The sequence below is a fragment of the Streptomyces sp. NPDC054975 genome (assembly GCF_053609105.1).
This window is the reverse complement of sequence record NZ_JBSGWV010000003.1, coordinates 45,699-61,108: the sequence shown is the minus strand read 5'-3', so window position 1 is coordinate 61,108 and position 15,410 is coordinate 45,699. Positions and strand designations below refer to the sequence as shown.

The 15,410-nt window shown below is 71.7% G+C and carries 12 protein-coding genes; 5 read left to right on the top strand and 7 right to left on the bottom strand.

Annotated elements, in window-relative coordinates; all coding sequences use genetic code 11:
* Positions 1–164: 164 nt before the first annotated feature.
* The 3 genes from ACWF79_RS05125 to ACWF79_RS05115 all read left to right on the top strand — a co-directional run bounded on the left by ACWF79_RS05125 (position 165) and on the right by ACWF79_RS05115 (position 3,153).
* A complete protein-coding gene (locus ACWF79_RS05125) occupies positions 165–770 on the top strand; it encodes an ankyrin repeat domain-containing protein (protein ID WP_453726659.1) in 606 nt (201 codons plus the stop codon).
* A gap of 226 nt (positions 771–996) precedes the next feature.
* Positions 997–2,088: a PP2C family protein-serine/threonine phosphatase gene (locus tag ACWF79_RS05120; protein ID WP_453726658.1), complete on the top strand. Its 1,092-nt coding sequence runs from the start codon at positions 997–999 to the stop codon at positions 2,086–2,088.
* A gap of 126 nt (positions 2,089–2,214) precedes the next feature.
* Positions 2,215–3,153: an endonuclease/exonuclease/phosphatase family protein gene (locus ACWF79_RS05115; protein WP_453726657.1), complete on the top strand. Its 939-nt coding sequence runs from the start codon at positions 2,215–2,217 to the stop codon at positions 3,151–3,153.
* Positions 3,154–3,361: 208 nt separating this feature from the next.
* Here ACWF79_RS05115 and ACWF79_RS05110 read toward each other — a convergent pair whose 3' ends face one another.
* Positions 3,362–3,763, bottom strand: coding sequence for a hypothetical protein (locus tag ACWF79_RS05110; protein WP_453726656.1), 402 nt, complete (start codon positions 3,761–3,763; stop codon positions 3,362–3,364).
* 134 nt (positions 3,764–3,897) lie between these two features.
* Between ACWF79_RS05110 and ACWF79_RS05105 the strand changes: the two genes are divergently transcribed.
* Together ACWF79_RS05105 and ACWF79_RS05100 are read left to right on the top strand one after the other, a co-directional pair.
* Entirely contained in the window at positions 3,898–4,971 is a 1,074-nt protein-coding gene (locus ACWF79_RS05105) for an AraC-like ligand-binding domain-containing protein (RefSeq protein ID WP_453726655.1), read from the top strand.
* 196 nt (positions 4,972–5,167) lie between these two features.
* Positions 5,168–6,100 (top strand): alpha/beta hydrolase, encoded by a 933-nt coding sequence (locus ACWF79_RS05100; RefSeq protein WP_453726654.1) that lies wholly within the window; start codon positions 5,168–5,170, stop codon positions 6,098–6,100.
* Between the two features lie 21 nt (positions 6,101–6,121).
* Here ACWF79_RS05100 and ACWF79_RS05095 read toward each other — a convergent pair whose 3' ends face one another.
* From ACWF79_RS05095 to ACWF79_RS05070, 6 genes are all read right to left on the bottom strand, one after another.
* The gene (locus ACWF79_RS05095) at positions 6,122–8,377 is read right to left on the bottom strand and encodes a helix-turn-helix domain-containing protein (RefSeq protein WP_453726653.1); all 2,256 of its coding nucleotides are present in this window, start codon (positions 8,375–8,377) and stop codon (positions 6,122–6,124) included.
* Positions 8,378–8,463: 86 nt separating this feature from the next.
* Entirely contained in the window at positions 8,464–9,177 is a 714-nt protein-coding gene (locus ACWF79_RS05090; protein ID WP_453726652.1) for an alpha/beta fold hydrolase, read from the bottom strand.
* Between the two features lie 44 nt (positions 9,178–9,221).
* Entirely contained in the window at positions 9,222–10,130 is a 909-nt protein-coding gene (locus ACWF79_RS05085) for a helix-turn-helix domain-containing protein (protein ID WP_453726651.1), read from the bottom strand.
* A 41-nt stretch (positions 10,131–10,171) separates the two neighbouring features.
* Complete coding sequence (locus ACWF79_RS05080; protein ID WP_453726650.1) at positions 10,172–11,023, bottom strand: alpha/beta fold hydrolase; 852 nt, start codon at positions 11,021–11,023, stop codon at positions 10,172–10,174.
* Positions 11,024–11,161: 138 nt separating this feature from the next.
* Positions 11,162–12,409, bottom strand: coding sequence for a PucR family transcriptional regulator (locus ACWF79_RS05075; RefSeq protein WP_453726649.1), 1,248 nt, complete (start codon positions 12,407–12,409; stop codon positions 11,162–11,164).
* Between the two features lie 137 nt (positions 12,410–12,546).
* Positions 12,547–15,381 carry an ATP-binding protein gene (locus ACWF79_RS05070; RefSeq protein WP_453726648.1) on the bottom strand — a complete coding sequence of 945 codons (2,835 nt, stop codon included), beginning with the start codon at positions 15,379–15,381 and terminating at the stop codon, positions 12,547–12,549.
* Positions 15,382–15,410: the final 29 nt, after the last annotated feature.

The following is a 15,410-nucleotide window of genomic DNA, read 5'->3' as shown; positions in this document are numbered from 1 at the left end:
GTCCCCCGGTCGGGCCTCCACAAAGATCCACAGGGCCTACCGGCTCGGGACCAAGGTCGGCCCACGATGGTGGGGAGAGCGGACCGACCTCGATTCCACGGGGAGCCACTTACCGGGAAGGGACGACCTCCGTGCCGCTGACCGCCATCAGAAGGAGAACCGTCATGGATCCGAATGACCAGTTGCTGCTCGCGGCCGCCCACCGGGGCGACCTCGTGGGAATCCGGGCGGCCCTCGGCGCCGGCGCGCATGTCGACTGCCGGGACACCGAGCTGCGCACCCCGTTGCTGCTGGCCGCGCGGGCGGACCGGGTGGAGGCCGCGGCGCTCCTGGTCGAGGCGGGCGCGGACCCCGACGCGCGGGACAGCCGGGCGGACACGCCGTGGCTGGTCACCGGCGTGACGGGCAGCGTCCCGATGATGCGCGTGCTGCTCCCGGCGGGCCCCGACCTGACGCTGACCAACCGTTTCGGCGGGACCTCGCTGATCCCGGCCGCCGAGCGCGGCCATGTCGCGTACGTCCGGGCCGTGCTGCGTGAGACGGACATGGACGTGGACCACGTCAACCGGCTCGGCTGGACCGCCCTGTTGGAGGCCGTGATCCTCGGCGACGGAGGCGGGCCGCACGAGGAGATCGTCGAGCTGCTGATCACCGCCGGTGCGGATCCGCTGCTCGCGGACCACGACGGAACCACCCCGCTCACCCACGCCCGCAGACGCGGCTTCACGGGCATCGCGGGCCTCCTGGCAGCCGCGACGGCCCGTTCCTGAGGGGAGACCTCCCGCTGAGGCGCGCTCCGCACACGACCGTACGGGCAGGGGCCCGTGGGCACGGGGCGCGTCAGTCGCCGCGCTCGCGACGGTCCTCGTCGTTCCGCCCGCACCCACAGAACATCGCACACGCGTTCGGTTTTAGTCGAGCTTGATCGGTCCGCAGGGCAGGCAGGACGCCCTACGTCAGAGCGCTATGCCCTGGTTGCACCGATATTCTGGACAGATGATCGCGTCTGGACGGCCGCGGCTCCGTAGGCGCCCCGGCACGGGAAGACTTGTGCGGCTGTCGCCGGTCATCCTGACCGTCGTCATCGCCAGCCTGGCCTACGCCACTCCGCCGGAAATGGCCTTCAGCCGCCTCCTGCCCGCGGCGCCGGCCCTCGCCGCCGCCATGTGGCCGGTCCTCCCCACCGTCCTGCTCGGGACGGTGTGCCTGTTTCTGATGATCGGCCTCAGCCTCGTCTTCCCCGATCTGGGAACGTGGTGGACGGCCGCAGGGATCATCGCGGTCACCGTGGCCGCCGCGTACGGAAGCCATGTCCGGCTCCAGCGGGAGCGCACCCTCTTCCAGGTGCGGCTCGTCGCCGACGCGGCGCAGCAGGTGGTACTGAGCCCCATGCCACGCCGCTTCGGGAACGTCGAGATCGAGTCGCTCTACCTCGCGGCCGCGGCGGAGGCCCGCATCGGCGGCGACTTCTACGAGGTGGTCGACACGCCGTACGGCGTCAGGCTGCTCATCGGTGACGTGCGGGGCAAGGGCCTGCCGGCGGTGGGGGCGGCCGCGGCGATCGTCAACGCCTTCCGGGAGGCGGCCTACGGCGAGGCGGACATGGTCGACGTCGCACGCAGGCTGGACGCCAGCAGCGCCCGTTACAACGCCGCCTTCCCCGCCGACGGGCCGATGGAGCGATTCGCCACCGCCCTTCTCGTCCAGATCCCGCACAAGGGCAGACGTATCGACATCCTCAACTGCGGTCACCCCCCGCCGCTGCTCCTGAACCGCAAGGAACTCCGTGTCCTGGAGTCCGCCACCCCCTCGCCACTGCTCAGCCTCTCGGAACTGATCGGCGACCACTACAACGTCGACACCTTCGACTACGCCCCCGGCGACCTGCTGCTCCTCTATACGGACGGGATCGCCGAGGCCCGCGCCCGCGACGGCGAGTTCTTCCCACTGGCAGCCTGGATGCGTCGCCAGCCCCCGACACCGCCCCGCGAACTGCTCACGGCCCTCCACCGCGACCTCCTCCGCTACAGCAGAAGACGCCTGGACGACGACATCGCCGCTCTCGCCGTACGCCTGGGTGAACCCTGAGGCACGGACTCCCCGTGCCAGGTGGTCGCCGTCGGCCACCGGGCCGGCCGCTCCGAGGGGGTGCCCACCCCCCCCCCCCGGAACTGGATCAAGCGCGACGGCGTCCCTTCCCCCGAAGGGGGTCATGTGGAGGGGACGCGGAGGAAGCGCGGGCTGGTGACGGCGGTCGTCGTGGGGGTGGCCGGCGTGCTGCTGCTCGTACATCGCCGGCTGCCCGGGCTGCCGGGCAATCCGTGGAGCCTGGTCGAAACGTTTCTGCCGTGGCTCGGTCTCGCCGTGCCCATCGGCCTGCTCGTCGCCGCCGTGCGCCGCTCGCTCCTCCCGGCCCTCGTGTGCCTGGTCGTCGGCGTCGTCTGGGTGGGGGTGTTCCGAGGGCCGCTGGGGTCACCCGAGGCGTCTCCGGGGTACGGCCTGACGGTCGTGCAGCACAACGTGAGCGACGAGAACACCAGCCCGTCCCGCGTCGCGCGGATCCTCCTCGGGCCCGACCCCGACGTGATCGCCCTCCAGGAGCTGACGCCGACGAGCCTGCCCGCCTACCGGCTCGTCCTCGACCCCTCGCATCCGTACCGGGCGACCGTGGGGACGGTCGGGCTGTGGTCGAAGCACCCGCTGACGGACATCACACGCGTGGACCTCAAGCCGGCGGCGGTGGAGGCCGGCTGGGACCGCGGGCTGCGGGCCGTCGTCCGTTCCCCGCACGGGGACGTGACGACCTACGTGGCGCACCTGCCGTCGGTCCGGGTGCGGGCGAGCCAGGGGTACGCGACCGGATGGCGCGACGAGAGCGCCGGCCGGCTCGGCCGGGCGCTCGCGGCCGACCGGTCCGCGGCCGTCCTGGTCCTCGGCGACCTCAACGGCACCGTCGACGACCGGGGCCTGGCGCCGGTCCTCTCCGAGGTGCGCGGCAACCGTGACGACTTCGCCTTCTCCTGGCCCGCCGTCCTGCCGCTCGCCCGCATCGACCACGTCCTGGCGCGCGGCGCCGCCGAGGTCGGGGCGACCTGGACGCTGCCCGACACGGGCAGCGACCACCTGCCGGTGGCGGCACGCGTGCGGCGATGACCACCACCGACCCGGCCCGTCGTCGTCCGCGACCGGCGCCCCGCTGCGCCGGAAAGGTCCGCGAGGTGGCCGAGGCGCGGGAAGCAACCGTGCCGACGCCATGGTCTTCGTCCCCACGCTGACCGAGCATCAGCGGCAAGTGCCGACGAGCTGTTCGCCGCTCAGGTGGTGAGTCTCGGCGAGGTTGTTGCGAGGGAGGCCGCCGGGCTCAGCCCAACACGCTGATCCGCGCGATGGTGGCTCGCATGAGGGACTGGACCGCTGCGGCGCCGATATCCGGCGTGCGATCGCTCAGGGCCCGGACCCCCACGTTCACCGCGTATCCGTTGCCCGGCAACAGTGGGAAATTGAGTGCGTCGCTGAAGAGTTCCCCTGGTGTTTCGCCGCCTCGCCTCTCTTCGTTCGGGCCGATCCTCGAGCGCCACAGTTTGTGGTCCACGACGTCGACGAACTGGCCGCCCTCGAATACGGCCAGGTCGAAGCCGCCTTCGGACGGCGTCGCGTTCTGCCGATTCCTGCCTGTGGTTCTGCCTGGAGACGGAAACGGCCCGCTGCTTGGCTGTTCGGTGCGGGCGGGAACCCGGACCTCGTCGACGTGGTCCGGTTGCACGCCGGCGGGGTCGTTGCCCGTACGACGAGCCGTCCGACCCTGTCGGGGCACCCGGCGGCCGTCTTCCGGGTAGGTGCAGCGTCCTGTTCCCGCCCGCGGCAGCCCCGGAGTCACTTCCCCTGAGCGGAGAGAAATTGAGCGTGGTGTTGACGACCGCCTCCGTGCCGGACCAGGACAAGGTCGCGTACTGGAACGATGCGGTGAGCAGGACGCTGGTGCCGATGGAGGTCGCCCCACGGGGTGACGGGCCGTTCGACGGCCGGATCGCCACCGACTGTCTCGGGTATCTCCAGGTCTCCACCGTGGAGGCCGACGCGGAGCGGGTCAGCCGCACGCCGGCGCTCATCGCCAGGTCGTCCGAGGCGCTGGTGGCGGTGGGTGTCCAGATATCCGGCACGGCCACCTTCGTCCAGGACGGCAGGCGGGCCGAGGTGCGTGAGGGTGACCTGGTGGTGTACGACACGACCCGGCCGTACTCCTTCGACTATCCGCAGCGGTTCGCCACGCACGTCTTCCAACTTCCGCGCCGCACACTGGGCGTGCCCGACAGCGACATCCGGCGGGTCACGGGCAACGCCATCGGCACCGGGGACGGTTTCGGCGCGATGCTGCTCCCGTTCCTGGCAACCCTGGCCTCCTCCCCTGCCGACGGCTACCAGCCGGCCGTCGCGGACCGGCTGGCCGGCAATGTCGTCGAGCTGTTCGCCACCCTGATCGCCGAGCGGGCCCACCCGGGCGGCACGAACACGGACGCACCCAGCCATCTGGTGCTGCGCGTCCGTGACCACATCAACCGGAACCTGGGTGACCCGGATCTGTCGCCGGAGCGCATCGCCCGGGTGCAACGGATCTCCGTCCGGTACCTGCACCGGCTGTTCGAGAGCGAGGGGACCACGGTCGGCCAGCTCATCAGGCAACGGCGCCTGGAGGAGTGCTCCCGCGAACTGGCCCGCCGCGGCAGGACGGCCCCTACCGTGGCCGCCGTGGCCCAGAGGTGGGGCTTCGTCAGCCCGGCCCATTTCAGTCGGTCCTTCCGCGCCGCCTACGGCGTCTCCCCTCGCGAGTGGCGCAACCTGCGCGCCGCCCAGGAAGACCTCGGGGGAGCCCCGGCGGCCACCTCGGCGCCCGGGATCGTCCCCGGGGGCACCGCCGCCGGTGGCCACGGTGCCGACCGGCACGGGGCCGGCCTCCCGCCGTCCAGCAGGTAAGGTCCCGCTCCGGCCGCGCCGTGCCTGCGGCCGGCAGTCCCGGCCCGGCAGCCGCCGCACGGCGTTCCGCCGCCCGCGCAGGGACCTGTACGCCGGACCACCCTTTTGCTTCAGTCCTCTCGGCAGGAGACCGTGTGTGACCGACTTCGTCCCTTCGTCCCCTCGACCAGTCCTGGACCACCCCACTCGGGCATTCGTGTCGCGGCACGCCTGCCCGCCGTCGGCGCACGGCCAGGACCTGGAACAGGCCCGTCTGGACCTCGCGCGTCTCCAGGGCACGGACGCCCCCGACCCCCTCGACGAGCAAGCCGTCTCCACGGAGTGGTTCGCCCTGCCGGGCGGGCCGACCGGTCACATACGGGTGCAGGTGGTCAGGCCCGCCGACAGCGTCGGCGAGATCCCCGTCGTGCTGTTCCTGCACGGCCTCGGCTGGGTTCTGGGCGACGCCGACACCCATGAACGTCTGGTGCGCTCGTTCGCCCTCGGCACGGACGCGGCCGTGGTCTTCGTCGAGTACGAGCGCGCCCCCGAGGCGCGGTATCCGGTCGCCGTCGAGCAGTGCTACGCCGTCGCGCAGTGGGTCTGCGAGCGAGGCAGCGAAATCGGCCTGGACGGAAGCCGGATGGCTGCCGTGGGCGATTCGACGGGCGGCAACCTGGTGGCGGCACTGACCCTGCTCGCCAAGGAACGCGGAGGGGTACGGCTGCGGCAGCAGGTGCTGATCTGCCCAGTCACCGACGCCGGATTCGACACCCCCTCGTACCGGGAGTTCGCCACCGGCTACTTCCTCGGCGGTGAGACCATGCGCTGGTTCTGGGACCAGTACCTGCCCGACGTACGACAGCGGAGCCAGGCCACGGCGTCGCCGCTGCGAGCCTCTCTGGAACAGCTCGCCGGGCTTCCCCCGGCACTGGTGGTCACCGGCGAGGCCGACGTGGTGCGCGACGAGGGTGAGGCGTACGCGGCGAAGCTCCGGGCGGCCGGCGTACCGGTGGTGTCCATGCGCTACCACGGGACGATCCACGACTTCATGGTGCTGGATCCGCTCCGCGACACGGACGCCGCCCGCGCCGCCCTCATCCAGGCTCTCGACACCGTGCACGTCGCACTGCACCGGCACCGCGGCTGAGCCCTCCGCCGGAGGGGTCAGCTACGCGGCGGGGAGTGAGTCCAGGAGCTTGTGCGCGGTCTTCAGGTCCTTGCTGTCGACCGCGTCGCCGAGGGCGACGGCCTGACGGAGACAGGAGCGGGCTTCCTCGGTTTCTCCCAGTTCGATCAGGGCCTCTCCCAGGTACACGAACGTGCTGCCCTCGATGTGGGGAATGCCGATGCGAGTGGACAGGACCAGAGCTTCGCGATAGTGGTCGGCCGCCTCGCGCCACCGCTGTGCTTCGGCGTAGCCGCGACCGAGCGCGCGGGTCGTGTTGGCACGGTTCATGTCGGCGATGTGCCCGCTCACCGGGCAGTCGGGCATGTCCAGGAAGGCGATGACGCGCTGATGCTGGATCAGGGCTTCCTCGGCACGACCCAGCAGGCGCAGAGAGGTGCCGTGGGTGAACATGGCACCCAGCCAGCCCTCGCGGTCGTCGGTCTCTTCGTAGAGGCCTATCGCGGCGAGCGACGTGTCGGCCGCCTCCTGGGCTTCGCCGAGCGCCGATTGGGCCCATGCCGCCAGCGTCAGTGCCGAGGCCTGTTGGGGAGCGTTCCGGGCGCGTCGGGCGAAGTGCAACCCTTCGGTGGCCTGTTCGACGGCCTCCCTGTACCGGGATTCGCAGGAGAGGGACCAGGAGAGCATGTTGAGGTGAAAGGCCCGCATGTCGAGGTCGTCAAGCGCGGCGGCGGACACGACGGCCAAACGGAACACCTCCGGCCAGTGTCCCCAGTGGACCCACAGGTTGACGAACCATTCCATGGCATGGGTGGTCTCCAGGACCTGGGCGTGCTCACCCCGTCGATGGGCGCCGCGCAGCGCGGCCAGCCAGGATGGGGCTTCGTTCTGAAGCCAGGCACGGGCCTCCTCGGCGCTCTCCAGCGGAACCAGCCCTTGCCAGGAGGGCGGCGGCGGCCCGTACTCGCGCTTGTACCAGCGGCCGGCAACGACGGCCGTCTCAAGGAGCCAGGTGCGCAACCGGTCCTCGGCCTCCTCCCGCTCATCGGGTTCCTCCTCGCGGGACAGCCGGGCGCGGGCGAACAGCCGCAGCAGGTCGTGCAACTGGTAGCGGCCGGTGAAGGTGGCCTGCAACAAGCCGGCCTCGACGAGCTCCTCCATCACATCCTCGGCCGCGAAGACGTCGGTGGCGGTCAGAGCGGCACCGTGGGCAGCGGTCATGTCCGGCCCTGGAACCAGACTCAGCAGCCGCAGCATGCGCGCCGCCTGGTCGGTCAGCTGACGGTAGGACAGTTCGAACGCCGCCTCCACCCGCACGTCGCCGGCGGCGAGCGCGCCCAGACGGCGTTCTTCGTCGGCCAGGCGCCGGACCAGGTGGTCGACGGTCCATCCGGAGCGGACCGTCAGCCAGTTTGCCGCCACACGCAGGGCCAGCGGCAGTCGCCCGCACAGCTCCGCCACCCGCGCCACAGCCGCGGCTTCCGCGTCCGCCCGCTCCGCACCCAGAATCCGGCACAGCAGATCGACCGCCTCCTCCTGCGTCATCTCCGACAGCGGGAGGCGGTGGACATCCTCAAGGCCGGTCAAGGGCCGCCGACTGGTGACCAGCACCAGACTCCGCCCGCCTGCCGGCAACAGCTCACGCACCTGCCTCTCGCCGCGGGCGTTGTCCAGCACCACCAGGCACCGGCGGTTGCCCAACAGCGCCCGCAGCAGCCCGGCGCGGCCCTGCTGGTCCTCCTGCCCCAGCCGGCGGTCCGACACGCCGAGGGCCTTCAGCAGCTTCACCAGCGCCTCACCGGTGTCCACGGGGCCGTCCACCCCGTGCAGGTCCACCACGAAACAGCCGTCGGGGAACCCCTCCGCCAGATCCGCCGCCGCCTTCAGCGCCAGCGTCGTCTTCCCGCACCCCGGAGGACCCGAGACGACCCACACCGACGCTCCCCCGTCGGCCGGGGCCCGTTCCGCGGCCATCCGCAAGAGAGCCAGCTCCGGTTCGCGCCCCGTGAAGTCCCCCACCGATCGCGGCGGCACGACCGTTCCCGCCACCGCGACCCCGCGCGTCGGACGCGCCGCCCGCGCCGTGGTCAGCAGCGCCTCCCGCTCATGGTCCGTCAGTCCAAGCCCCTCCGCCAGCGCCACCACCGTGCGCCGCTGCGGAACCAGACTGCGTCCCCGCTCCATGTCGCCAATGGCCCGGACACTCACACCCGACGCCTCGGCCAGCTCCTCCATCGTCAGACGGCCTCGCTGCCGCAGACCGCGCAGAACGGTGCCGAAGGGCTTCTTCCCGTACACAACTCTCCTTTTCCTCCTTACCCCGAAGAAGGAGCAAGGGGGCGCCATTTCGACAACGGCAGGTCGAGGCCAGCCCGGTCGGTCGGTCAGCTCGTCGCTCGTACCGCGGCCCTGATCAGATCGGCGACCCTTGTGGGCTCGGAGAGGGCGACGGCGTGGGAGGCATCCGGGAGTTCGAAGACGACGGCGCCGGCCCGTGCGGCGCCAAAGCGCTGGATCTCGGGGCTGATCGTGCGGTCGGCCCCGGCGACCAGGGCCCAGGACGGTTTCGTCCGCCATGCCGCCACGGCTGCGGTCTCGGTGAACGCGCCTGCGGCGAGCGGGCGTTGGGCCGCCGCCAGGACGCCGGCGACATCCTCGGGCACGTCCGCCGCGAAGACGGTGGGAAATGCACTCTCCTCGATGGTGACCTCGACCGCGTGGGCGCCATCGTGGAGCGGGTAGGTCCACTCCTTCAGCTTGCCCGTCAGCGGAGGATCGGGGAATCTCCCCTGGAGCTGGCCGAGGCTCTCGCCCTCATGGGGCACGTAGGCGGCCACGTAGACGAGCCCCACGACGTTCTCCGCGGCGCCGGCCACGGTGATCAGCGCACCACCGTACGAGTGGCCGACGAGTACGGCCGGACCCTCGACCTGCGACAGGACGGAGGCGAGGTAGGCCGCGTCCGATGCCAGGCCCCGGAGCGGGTTCGGCGGGGCGATCACCGGGATACCGCTGCTCCGCAGTTCCGCGATGACGCCTATCCAGCCGGTCGCGTCGGCGAAGGCACCGTGCACGAGGACGACGGTGGGGTGGGGCATGCGAGTTCTCTTCTCGGTGTCGGGCATGACGGAGCGCACGTGTCTCAGCGCCGTCGCTCGTCCTGGGCGTCGGCGATCACCGGTGCGAGGGCCGAGGTCGCCAGGGCCTGCCATTCGCTGGGGCTCATGCCGTAGGCCCCGCGGAACGTGCGGCTGAAGTGCGAGGGGCTGCTGAAGCCCCAGCGGTGTGCCATCGCGGCCATCGTGATTCTCCGGGTGGAGCGGCCCAGCTCGAACCGGCAGGACTCGAGCCTGCGCTGCCGCACCCACTGGCTCACCGTGCTGCCGTCGTTCTGGAACAGCTTCTGCAGGTACCGGACGGAGATGTGGTGGGCGCGTGCGATCGACTCCGGCGAGAGGCCCGGGTCCATCAGGTGTTCTTCGATGTGGGCGTGGATACGGGACAGCATCTCGTTGCCGGCCCCGAACGCGTCGTCGGCCGCGTCCGTCGTGTCCGCTTCGAGGAGCTCCATGACCAGGACGGAGAGGAGGTGTACAGCCGTGCGGGCACGCCGGTCCCCGATCGTGGAACGGCGGAACTCCGCCTTGGCGGCGAGCGCGGTCAGGAAGTCGGACGCCAGCGCCCCGATGCCCTCCCCGCCGCGCACGGGGACGCCGAGCACCCGGTCCAGTTCCGACTCCGAGACGCCCAGATAGCAGCGAGGCACCCGGAAGAAGATCATCTGGCAGTCCTCGCCGAACCGCAGCAGGTGCCGTCGGGCCGGGTCGCAGAAGACCAGGTCGTCCGGCTCCAGCAGGGTCTTGGCACGCTCATGGACGACGGTGACGGCCCCACGGACATGGACGCCGAGGTAGACGTGGTTGCGGTCGTTCGTGTCCGGCATCTCGGAGAGCACCTGGACCAGCCACCCCGAGCGGGAGGAGCGCGCGGTCGGAGCGGGCGCCTGCCGGGGCGCCCGGTCGGGCGCATGTGACATCAGTGTAAGGGGCATGGGAATTCCTAGCCGTAGGCTCGTGCGGGTGGCGGACGATTTCACGCCCCGTTCGCCGGCTCCTCGGCCAGGAACTTCCCCACCACGGCGTTGAAGGCCGGCGGGTTCTCCAGGAAGGGGAAGTGCGAGCTCGCCACGTCGGAGGTGAAGACGTGCAGGCGTGCGCCGGGAATCCGCTCGGCGACGAAGCGCTGCGAATCGGGGTGCACATGGCTTCCCTCGCAGCCGATCACCAGGGTCGGCACGTCGATCCGGGGGAGCACGTCCCGCCAGTCCTGCGCGCAGTGGTCGAACAGCAGCGGCACGCCCGCGTAGGCGGGCATCGACCTGATCTCCTCGGCGACGAAGGCCAGCACCTCGGGGTCGGGTTCGCCGGAGAACATGCCGCGCACGAAGTCGGCGCGGACCGTGTCGCCCTCCGGCCCCGCGAGGGACGCGCCCAGGTACAGCAGCCCCGACACGTCGAAGATGGCGCCGGAGTCCCGCTGTTCCCGCTCTGTCATCCAGGGCACGGCGGCGACCGCCGCGGGCTGGTCGACGGCGACGAATCGCCGGATCCGACCGGTCCCGTACTGGTCGATGAAGCTCCACCACACCGAGACGCCCATGGACCAGCCCAGTGCGTCGAAACCGTCGAGACCGAGATGGTCGACGAGTTCGAGCACGTCGCGGGACAGCCGGGCAATGCGGTAGCCGTGATGCGGTATGCCGGACTTCCCGTGGCCGCGGAAGTCGACGGTGACGACGCGACGGCCGGGCGCCAACCCCTCGACCTGGTGGCGGAACATCGCCTGCGTCTGCCCCCAGCCGTGCAGCATCACCAGCGGGACGCCCTCGCCGCCGGTGTCCTGGTACGCGAGCCGTACGCCGTCCGTCGTGATCAGTTGCTTCATGACCTCTCCCCTGGTCAGAGGCGGTACGTCGTCCCCGCCCGTCCCAAACATCATCGAATGAGGCCCGCCGCCCGCACCACCGCGAGCTGTAGGAATCGGGCCGTGGATCCTCCTCGCCTTGTCGAAGCGAGTCCGTGGTCAGACGGCCCCGCCGTCGCCCGGGGCGAGGAGTTCCTCGATCCTGAGGCCGAGGTGGAGCGCGAGCCGGTGGGCCCCGTCGTCGAGTTCGAGTCCGGTGATCTCCTGGATCTGGCGCAGGCGGTAGTAGAGCGAGGTGCGGTGGATTCCCAGCGTGTCCGCGGTCCTGGGAATCGATCCCGCGTGTTCGAGGAAGCAGCGCAGGGTGTCCCGCAGGCGGTCGCCGCTGTGAGCCTCGGCCAGAGTGCGGAGCGGCTTCGGGACCAGGGACGTGTTCAGGGCGTGCTCGGGGAGCTGGAGCAGAACCGCGAGCTCCCCGAGGAGTTCCCAGTCACCGGCGCTCTTCAGGGAGGGCAGCCGGCGTGCCGCGCGGGCCGCCACGAGCGCCTGCTCGTGTGACGTCCAGGCGTCGTCCAGTCTGGGGTGCCGGCCACCGACGCCGATCACGGGGTCCGCCGACGGGTCCAGGAAGGTGCGGAGTTCGTCGAGGATGCGAGCGGACTGGGCGGCGATCTCGTCCGGGCCGGGCGGCCGGTCGCGGAGCTGGAGCAGTATGGCGCGCTCCTTTCCGATCGCTATGAGGCCCTGGGCGGAGCGCGTATGCCGGAAGCCCTCCAACGCCGCCCACAGCGCCGCCTCGGACTGCCGTACGAGCTGCGTCCCGCAGCTCAGCTGGACGACGGTGACCAGGACGTGCTCCGCCGACCCGAGCAGACCGAGCTCCTTGCCGTGCCGACGCGCGGTGGTGCGTGCGGCGGCGTCGGCGCCGACGAGTGCGAGGGCCAGGTCCCGCTCGTCGGTCTTCCGGGTGTCGGCGGCGATGTGCTCTCCGTACATCTGGGCCGACATGGCGTCCGCGGCCCGGGCGATGGCGGCGGTCTCCTCCTTCCCCAGCTTTTTCTCGGGCACGACCACCATGAGCAGCCCGAGGAGATGCCCGCGCTCGCGCAGCGGCACGACGTAGCGGGGCAGCAGTCCGAGATCGTCACGGCCGTCGATGAACCCGGGCCTCGACCACTGGGTCACGCCCTGGGCGAGGACGTAGCGGATGGCCGCGTTGTCGGCGCGGCCCTGCAGCAGGGTGCCGATGCGCACCGGGTCCTCGTCGCCGAAGTGACGGCTCGTGCAGACCATGCGGACCAGCGGGTCGTCGACGGCGACGGACCGGCCGAGCCGCTCCGCCAGCTCGTCGACGAGTGCCTGGAGCTCCGGGCTGCCAGGGCGGGCTCGCTGGAGCCTTACGGTCATGCGCTGTTCCTCTTTCGATCAAGGGTTCCCCGCAGACTTCTCCATTCCGCGGATATTGATCATTTTGAGGAAACGCCGACGTCGGCACATCGCATGAATCGTCCATTGCCGTGACGCCCACGTGGGATACGAAGTGACTACTCTCCGCTGTCGCGGTGCTTCACCAGGCGGGTCAGCTCCGCGCGCGAGGTGACGTCCAGCTTGGTGAAGGACCGACGCAGGTGCGAACTCACCGTGTGCGGTGAGAGGGAGAGCTGCTCGGCCGCCTGTTGGTTGGTCAGCCCTCGGGCAACGAGCCGTACCACCCGTAGCTCCGCGGCCGTCAACTCGGGCCATGCGCCGTCGAGTCCGGCGGGCGAGGGCCGCCGGCGGACACCGGCGGCCCGAAGGCGTCGGCGTACCCGTGCGGCGTCCCGTTCGGCGCCCGCTCGCACATGGAGCGCGAGGGCCGTCTCGAAGTACGGCACCGCTTCGGACGTACGGGTGGCCGCCAGCCTGCGTCCGGCGTCCTCCAGTGCCGACGCCCGGGCCAGCACCCGGGGGCAGTCCTCGTACAACCGGACCGCACGTACCAGCCAGCCGAGGTCGTTGTCGAGGAGCCCCCGGGCGTGCGCGGCGGTGGCGGCGAGGAACGTGAGGTCGGGATTGAGTGCGGCTCGCCGCTCGGCCTGGGCGACCGCCTGCGCGGCCCGTTCGAGCGCGCCCGCCCGCAGCGCCAGACGGACGAGCACCGGGGCGTCGGCGGGGTCGATCAGGCCGGCGTACGCGGGCCGGTCCTCGGCGGGCGACGTCATCACCGCGTCGAGTTCGGCCATGGCACGGTCGGGCCGGCCTTCGAAGTCGGCCATCAGTGCCAGCATCCAGGAGCCGAAGTGCCGGACGACGGGTGCGCCGTCGCTCCGCATGCGCCTCGCCTCCGCCGCGTACGCCTGTGCGGTCTTCCGGTCGTCGGTGTGGAGGGCGACGCGCAGCATCACGTACCGGAGTGTGACGTCGGCGAGGTTGCCCGGGCCGGGATCGTCGGTCGCGGACGCGGCTTCGCAGTCGGCCCGGGCTTCCGCCAGCCGTCCGGCTTCCAGCAGGATGCGGGAGCGGGTCATGAGCCACATGCGGGTGGCGGCCGTACGGCCCTGCTCCCTGGTGATCCGGATGCCCTCCTCCGCGACGGCGATCGCCTCCGCGGTGCGTCCTGTGGTGTTCGACAGGAGGGCGTGCCACAAGGCCTCCGGCACCCACAGCGAGGTAGTGACGCCCAGGGCGTCGGCCAGCGCGGCGGACCGCTCGGCCTGCCGGAACGCCTCGGTCAGGTCCATGCGGTGGAAACTGACGGCCGAGCGGACCGTCGTCAGCGTGGCCTCGGCGGTACGGTCCCCCGCTGCGGCGGCGGTCTCCCACGCCTCCGTGGCGACCTGCTCGGCCGCCGCGTGCTCGCCCGACATCGACAGGCCGACGGCGAGCATGGCGAGCAGACGCCCCCTCGCGGTCGCGGAGATCCCGGGCAGTGCCGCCCCGGCGCGGGCCTGCCGGACCGCCTCGGAGAAGTCGAACGGTACGGCGAGGCGTGCCAGGGCGAGGCGTATGAGCGCCTCGTTCTCGGGTCCGAGACCGCCGGCCGCCAGGGCGGAGGCGCCCAGCTCACGCGCCTGTGCGGCCCGGCCCGTCTGCCAGAGCAGGGGGATCGTCTCGGCGATGAACCGCGGCCGCTCCGGAGCGTCCACCGCGATGAGTTCCAGGGCCTTGAGGCTGCGCTCCGCGGCGGGTCCGGGAGCGGTGGCCGCGAGTTCCGCCGCTTCGGTGCGCAGCCGGTCGGCCTCCGCGACGTCTCCCGGCGCCGCTCTCCCGGTCTCCGCCGCATCTGCCGGTGCGCTCCCCGCCGGCAGCCCGGCGGCCTGTCGGCCAAGGGCCTGACGCAGGGGCAGGGGGATGCCGGCTTCCACCGCCTCGCGGATCAGGTCGTGGCGGAACGCGAGGCGATCGCCGCTTTCGGCAAGCAGATCGGCTTCGAGGGACTCCTGCACCGTTCTGATCAGCACCGCCGGGGACTTGCTGAGTAGCTCGGCGAGTTGTGCGACGGTGACCGGCCCGCCCACGGCGGCCGCCGTCCGCACCAGGTCCCGCGCTTCGTCCGACAGCTGGTCGAGACGGCGCACGACGGAGGGAAGCACCCGTGGGGCCGGGGGTCCGGCGGACAGCCTCGCCATGCCGTTCTCGATCGTCACCGCCTCGTCCTCCCGCAGCGAGCCGAGAAGCTCGACCAGCAGCTGCGGCACCCCCTCGGCACGGCGTGCGACGCGCAGGACGTCCGGGTCGGGAGTGGCTCCCAGGACGTCCTCGCTGATCTGTGCGGTCGCCCGGTCCCCCAGGGCGCCCAGCGCCAGCTCGCGTGCGCCTGCCTGCCGGATCCTGTCCAGGGTGGTGCGCACTCCCGACGGCACGCTGCCGCCGCGCACGGCGACCAGCCAGAGGATGGCGTGCGACGAGAGTCCGGCCGCGAGGGTGTGGAAGGTGAGGAGGGTCAGGTCGTCGCACCACTGGAGGTCGTCGAGGACGACGAGCAGGGGGCCGTTTCGCACGGTCTCCCGCAAGCGGTCCCCCAGTTCCTGGAGCAGCCAGAACCGCTGGCCGGGTGTCGTGGCGAGGTCCCGGAGACGGACGGTGCCCGACAGCGGCCCCGTGGCGGCGAGCACGCCGTCGAGGAGCGGGCCGAGCGGCACGAACTGTGCGTCGGGGTCCGCCGACCCCTCGAAGACCCTCGTCCCGCGCTGCCGCGCGGCTGCCGCGGCCTCCGCGAGGATCCTGGACCTGCCGATGCCGGCGGGGCCTTCGACGCGGACGATCCCGCCTTCGCCCCGGTCGAGGGCGTCGAGCCGCGCCTCGATGAACGCCAGTTCGACGTCCCTGCCGCGCAGGGGCGTCCGTACTCCGTCGAGCTCCGGGGGCACGGTCGTTGTCGTCACTCGGTTCACGCTCATACGGCGGAACAGTATGAACCACATGAACC